We start from the raw sequence: 5806 nt of genomic DNA, 5'->3' as shown, positions 1-5806 counted from the left end.
GTTAAGATGCCACCAATCGTACCCAGTGGAATTGCCCGACCCGCACTTCTCACCTCTTCCGCGGCCTGACAAGTGCCTTCGATACCCAAGTAATACCACATACCAAACTGCAAGGCGGCAACCACCCCAATCCAGCCATAGGGTAATTCTGTTAACAGATCACTGTGTTTCAGAATATGACCAGGGTTAAGTGGATCAGCCCCAATAAATAAGGCCAGAATCGCCAGAAAGGCAAACAAGGTAATGACAAAATTTAACGTCAGCGTCATAAACACACCGCGATAATTCAGCCAGGCCAAAAACGAAATGGTCAGCACCACAAAGGGTTGTGGACTTAAATCAGGGTAGCCGGTTGCCGATGCCACAGCGGCCATCAAGTCCCCAACTATCAAAGCATCAGCCGCTTCCAGCATGGTGTAAGCCATGACCAGATACAAACCCACATTAAAGGCCATTAATGGACCGATAATATGTTTTGCCTGAGTGTATTGACCACCGGCTGCAGCTACCGTCGAGGTGACTTCTGAATCGATCATTGCCACACAACTGTAGAGCAAACCAATGACCCAACAGGCGATCAACGCACCATAGGCACCGCCTTTGGCAACAGAGAAGTTCCAGCCCATAAACTCACCGACCAGAACAATACCGACACCCAACGCCCAGATATGAAACGGGTTCAATACTTTCAGCATCGAAATCCGTTGTGATTGAGAAGAAGCTTCCTGACTCATGACTGTCCCTCCTCTCGCTCGAGTTCAGCCATCAGTTCATCAGCGCCTTCACGAGAACTCATCAATAAGGATTCATCAAATTGACGTGAGACACTGAACGCATCGACCAGAATCCACAGCAATAACATGGCTGAGATGATCCAGGCGGCGTAACTTAATATTTCCCAATAACTCATCGCTGATCCTCCTGCGTCGATCGCGAAGTCTTATCACCGAATTTTTCAGCAATCACTTCACGATATTGAGACTCGGAGACACGCAGCATAAAGATGAAATAGCCAATAATGACTAAAGCGGTAATGCCAAGCATCATGGGATCAATGGTGTAATCAAACTTGTCGTTGATGATTTCAGCCGCGGCTGTTTCATCAAACCCCAGCTTCTGCCATTGTTCCTGCTCAACAGGTGAGACGTTTAGGGATTCCCAGGAGATAACCTGAGATGAGGTGGTGTCGGTTGCTGATTTCGTATCAGATTCAAGAAACAAAGGGATATACAAACTGACATAAACAAGTATCAGAATAAAAAGACTATCAAACAACTGTCCCTTTTTAGACTGGACCTTTGGTATATAAGTAGACATAAGATTTCCTCATTAAAATCACCCGGCAATTAGCGCTTCGCTGCTCTATTTTCATCGAGATGTTTGATGTCCAATCCGTAGATATAGTCTTTATCTTCTGCGTAGTGCTTAGTCATTGCACCAACAGAAGCGGTATTGAAAAGGACGAGCAAGGCACTGGAAATAATCATGACCCAGCGGATAACCGGATCTTCCAGAATGCTTAAGATACTAATGAGGACGAAACCGACAGCCAGCCAGATGAGTAACACATCTGCCCATGCCATGATGCAGTCTCGTAGATACATATTTTGAATACGATTTTTTATTTTATTATTCATGGTTATATTTCTCTCTTCCAATAATTAAAAAATGATTTACACACTGTCCTCCTGATTTAACAAAAAAAAGAAAAAAACCGATGTCACGCAGACAAGGTGACTTAGTTTGACGGGGTAAGGATCGCAATAAGCCACGTTATCTTTGTAACACCGGTTTTTAACTATCACTGGCGCAACAACATTTTTTTAGAATGTATGTGTGCCTGGAATCCAGCTTGTGCCGGCTAATGGCACACGAGCCATCGCTGCAGATTCCACTGTTAATGCCACTAAGTCTTCTGGTTCCAGATGACGTAGATCGTTTTTACCGCAAGCACGCGCTAATGTTTGTGCTTCCAGCGTCAGAACACGCAGGTAGTTCGCCAGACGACGACCACCTTCAACCGGATCAAAGCGTTTCATGAGCTCTGGATCCTGAGTAGAAATACCGGCTGGGTCACGACCTTCATGCCAGTCATCGTAGGCACCGGCTGTAGAACCCAGTTTTTGGTACTCTTCTTCCCATTTAGGATCGTTATCACCCAGCGCCACTAGTGCAGCGGTACCGATAGCTACCGCATCAGCACCCAACGCCATACATTTCGCGACGTCGGCACCATTACGGATACCACCCGAGACAATCAGCTGAACCTTACGGTGCATGCCCATTTCCTGTAGCGCTTGAACCGCTTGAGGAATCGCTGCCATCGTTGGGATACCGACATGTTCGATAAACACGTCTTGCGTTGCCGCTGTACCACCTTGCATACCGTCGACGACGATAACATCAGCACCGGCTTTCACCGCCAGCTTCACATCATAGTAAGTACGAGTTGCACCGACTTTGATGTAGATAGGCACTTGCCAATCTGTGATTTCACGCAGTTCTTTGATCTTGATTTCCAGATCGTCAGGACCAGTCCAGTCAGGATGACGACACGCTGAACGTTGGTCTACGCCCATTGGTAATGTACGCATTTGGGCAACACGTTCTGTGATCTTTTGGCCGAGTAACATACCGCCGCCGCCTGGTTTTGCGCCTTGTCCCAATACCACTTCGATCGCATCTGCTTTTCGTAAGTCGTCTGGGTTCATGCCATAGCGTGATGGCAAGTATTGGTAAACCAGTTTGCTTGATTGACCACGTTCTTCTGGCGTCATACCACCATCACCTGTCGTGGTAGACGTGCCTACTGCTGATGCACCTCGACCTAAGGCTTCTTTCGCATAAGCTGACAATGCACCAAAACTCATACCGGCAATCGTGACAGGCGTATCAATAGTGATTGGCTTTTTCGCAAAACGGGTACCTAAGGTCACAGAGGTATTACATTTTTCACGATACCCTTCTAATGGGTAACGAGACATACTCGCGCCCAGGAAAAGCAGATCGTCAAAATGTGGCAGTTTACGTTTGGCACCGGCACCGCGGATATCATAGATACCCGTATCAGCAGCGCGACGGATTTCAGCCATCGTCAATTTATCAAACGTCGCTGACTCGCGCGGTACGGTCATGTATTTTTTCTTTTCAGTCATTTCTATTTCCTCGCAATATCAGCAATTAATAAGCACTCGCGTTATCAACTTTGAAGTTGTACAACTGACGAGCTGAACCATAACGTTTGAAGGCTTTTGGATCTTCATCCACACCGGCTTTTTCTAATAAAGCCGACAGTTCATCCAGGTGTTCCTGACGCATTTCTTTTTCGATGCAGTCAGCACCCAGTGATTTCACAGAACCTTTTACATAGATATGCACTTCGTAGAGCGAGTCACCCAGCGCATCACCGGCATCACCACACACCACTAGTGAACCAGCTTGGCCCATAAAGCAGCTCATATGACCGACATTGCCTTTCACAACAATATCAATACCTTTCATCGAGATACCGCAACGTGAACCGGCATCACCTTCAATCACCAAAAAACCACCATGCGCTGTCGCACCGGCTGCTGATGAAGCGTTACCTTTGACACGCACGCTGCCTGACATCATGTTTTCAGCAATGCCTTGACCAGCATGGCCATGAACGGTGATGTCGGCTTCTTTGTTCATACCCGCACAGTAGTAACCAACCGGGCCATAGATATCGACTTTAAGCTTCTGATCAAGTCCGACAGCGAGGTTATGCTCCCCTTTCGGGTTTAATACTTCCCATTCAGCAATGGTCAGTTCTTTGTTTTGATCATGCAGTGCCTGATTCAAGTCACGAACTGTTTGTTGTGCCAGATCCACCGTTTGCTTGCCGGATGTGGTCACTGATTCTGCTACAGATTTAGTACTCATTTATATTCTCCTCATACACCATTGCTTAGTGCGTAGTACGTTCCCAAACATAGACTTTTGAAGGCTCTGGTTCCCATACTTTGGCGTTTTCGATGCCAGGTAATGTTGTTAGCGCCTGATATTCAGAGGCCATAGCCACGTAATCATCTGTTTCTGCAATCACTGCAGGTTTACAGGCGATAGGGTCACGCACCACAGCAAAGCCATCTTTAGTGCCGATAGTGAAGGTAAAGAAACCATCCAGATCGTCTAAAGCATGCGTCAACGCTTCATTCAGACTATCGCCTTGTTGTAAGCGATAGGTCAGATAACCTGCTGCGACTTCTGAATCGTTTTCAGTTTCAAAGTGAATGCCTTCACGTTTCAGTTCCTGACGTAAACGGTTGTGGTTAGACAGTGAACCGTTATGTACCAGACACAAGTCCATGCCGGTTGAGAAAGGATGGCTACCCGCCATGGTCACAGCAGACTCAGTCGCCATGCGTGTGTGACCGATGATGTGGCTACCTTTCATGTTTTCCAGATGGAAAAGATTGACGATACGCTCTGGTAACCCGACTTCTTTCAGGATTTCAATAGACTTACCTGAACTCATGATGAGTACGTCCTGATGATTTTCCATCAGATAGTTCTCAACTGTTTCAGCATCAATATCGACTTTAAATACGGCTACTTTGCTGTTTTGGAACCAGTCGACTTTTGTATTCAGTTTGGCTTCAATTTCTTTTGCCAGTGCTGACCAATCATAGTTCTCATCTTCGTTGCGAAGCGTTAACTTCACCCCTTGATCCACTTCATCACCATAAACAGCAAACCCAGCACTATCAGGGCCACGTTCTGTCATTGCAATTAACATTGGTGCAAACAGTTCACCCAGACGGTCTTCGTATTTATCGTTTTTCAAATACAGGCCAACGATTCCACACATAACTATTCTCCTAACAACATTCCCTAGGGACTTTTAATAAAATTCAACGTAACGATTGATTTCCCAATCAGATACATGACGCATGTATTCCACCCATTCCATGTGTTTGAGTTCTAAGAACTCTTTAACAAACTCCTCACCCAAGGCCCCTTTAATCACGTCATCTTTCTCTAACGCGGTCAAAGCTTCATGAAGATTTTGTGGCAAGATGCCAATGCCTTTTTCTTCCAGCTCTTCTGGGCTTAAGTCATATAAATTGATGTCATAACCTGGACCGGCTTCCAGTTGACGTTCCACACCATCTAAACCAGCTGCAATCGCTGCTGCTGCCGTCAGGTATGAGTTACAAGTACCATCTGGCAGGCGTAGTTCGATACGACCATAAGGGATACGCACCATGGTCGAACGGTTGTTATTACCGTATGAAATATAGGCTGGCGCCCAAGTCGCGCCGGACAAAGAACGACCGACCACTAAACGTTTGTATGAGTTAACGGTAGGAGCTGCAATCGCTGATAATGCAGGGGCATGCGCCAGAATGCCTGCCATGAAGTGATAAGCCAGTTTCGATAAACCATGACCGGTTTCATCACTGTCATCATGGAATAAACTTTTCTCACCATCGCCAATCGACATATGCATATGCATGCCGTTACCAGGGCGGTTACTGAATGGCTTAGACATAAATGAACATACCATGCCCATTTCGTTAGCAATTTCGCTAGCAGCCATTTTAAACATCACATAGTCATCCGCACTCTTCAGTGCATCAGCATAGGTGTAGTTAATTTCAAACTGACCATTCGCATCTTCATGATCGATTTGGTAAATATCTAAACCGACATCAATTAAAGACTCAGTCAGTTTTTCAAGGAAACCGCTCTGACGTGTGATGCCTTTATAGTCATAACACGGTTTTTGCAGCGTATCAGTTGGGTCAAACGGATGTAGATGACCGAACTCGTCTTTTTT

The 5806-nt window shown here is 46.0% G+C and carries 8 protein-coding genes; all 8 read right to left on the bottom strand.

The genetic code is table 11. From position 1 onward, the window contains the following. On the bottom strand, positions 1-734 hold a 734-nt coding region (locus B4K20_RS02010), incomplete at its 3' end, for an APC family permease (RefSeq protein WP_289281708.1). Beyond that, positions 731-910, bottom strand: a complete 180-nt coding sequence (locus tag B4K20_RS02005; protein ID WP_289281707.1) for a hypothetical protein — start codon at positions 908-910, stop codon at positions 731-733. The genes B4K20_RS02005 and B4K20_RS02010, both read right to left, overlap by 4 nt. After that, entirely contained in the window at positions 907-1317 is a 411-nt protein-coding gene (locus B4K20_RS02000; protein WP_289281706.1) for a hypothetical protein, read from the bottom strand. Before B4K20_RS02000 ends, B4K20_RS02005 begins: the two co-directional genes overlap by 4 nt. A gap of 29 nt (positions 1318-1346) precedes the next feature. After that, positions 1347-1637 carry a hypothetical protein gene (locus tag B4K20_RS01995; protein WP_289243148.1) on the bottom strand — a complete coding sequence of 97 codons (291 nt, stop codon included), beginning with the start codon at positions 1635-1637 and terminating at the stop codon, positions 1347-1349. Positions 1638-1823: 186 nt separating this feature from the next. Continuing rightward, positions 1824-3155 (bottom strand): FMN-binding glutamate synthase family protein, encoded by a 1332-nt coding sequence (locus B4K20_RS01990; protein WP_286303884.1) that lies wholly within the window; start codon positions 3153-3155, stop codon positions 1824-1826. Between the two features lie 25 nt (positions 3156-3180). Continuing rightward, on the bottom strand, positions 3181-3906 hold the full coding sequence (locus B4K20_RS01985; protein WP_284723141.1) for a protein glxC: 726 nt from the start codon (positions 3904-3906) through the stop codon (positions 3181-3183). A gap of 25 nt (positions 3907-3931) precedes the next feature. Then, a complete protein-coding gene (locus B4K20_RS01980; RefSeq protein ID WP_284723142.1) occupies positions 3932-4834 on the bottom strand; it encodes a class II glutamine amidotransferase in 903 nt (300 codons plus the stop codon). Positions 4835-4867: 33 nt separating this feature from the next. After that, positions 4868-5806 (bottom strand): type III glutamate--ammonia ligase (locus B4K20_RS01975; protein ID WP_289281705.1); only part of this gene is annotated, 939 nt, incomplete at its 5' end.

It is taken from the genome of Methylophaga sp. UBA5088 (assembly GCF_002414625.1).
Lineage (GTDB): Bacteria > Pseudomonadota > Gammaproteobacteria > Nitrosococcales > Methylophagaceae > Methylophaga > Methylophaga marina.
Note: the sequence above shows the minus strand (reverse complement) of the source record. Positions and strands in the feature narration are given on the sequence as shown.

Excerpts from the sequence above, each read along its gene's own strand:
- B4K20_RS01980 (WP_284723142.1), bottom strand. The coding sequence starts at position 4,834 with ATGTGTGGAATCGTTGGCCTGTATTTGAAAAACGATAAATACGAAGAC.
- B4K20_RS01985 (WP_284723141.1), bottom strand. The coding sequence starts at position 3,906 with ATGAGTACTAAATCTGTAGCAGAATCAGTGACCACATCCGGCAAGCAA.
- B4K20_RS01995 (WP_289243148.1), bottom strand. The coding sequence starts at position 1,637 with ATGAATAATAAAATAAAAAATCGTATTCAAAATATGTATCTACGAGAC.
- B4K20_RS02000 (WP_289281706.1), bottom strand. The coding sequence starts at position 1,317 with ATGTCTACTTATATACCAAAGGTCCAGTCTAAAAAGGGACAGTTGTTT.
- B4K20_RS01990 (WP_286303884.1), bottom strand. The coding sequence starts at position 3,155 with ATGACTGAAAAGAAAAAATACATGACCGTACCGCGCGAGTCAGCGACG.
- B4K20_RS02005 (WP_289281707.1), bottom strand. The coding sequence starts at position 910 with ATGAGTTATTGGGAAATATTAAGTTACGCCGCCTGGATCATCTCAGCC.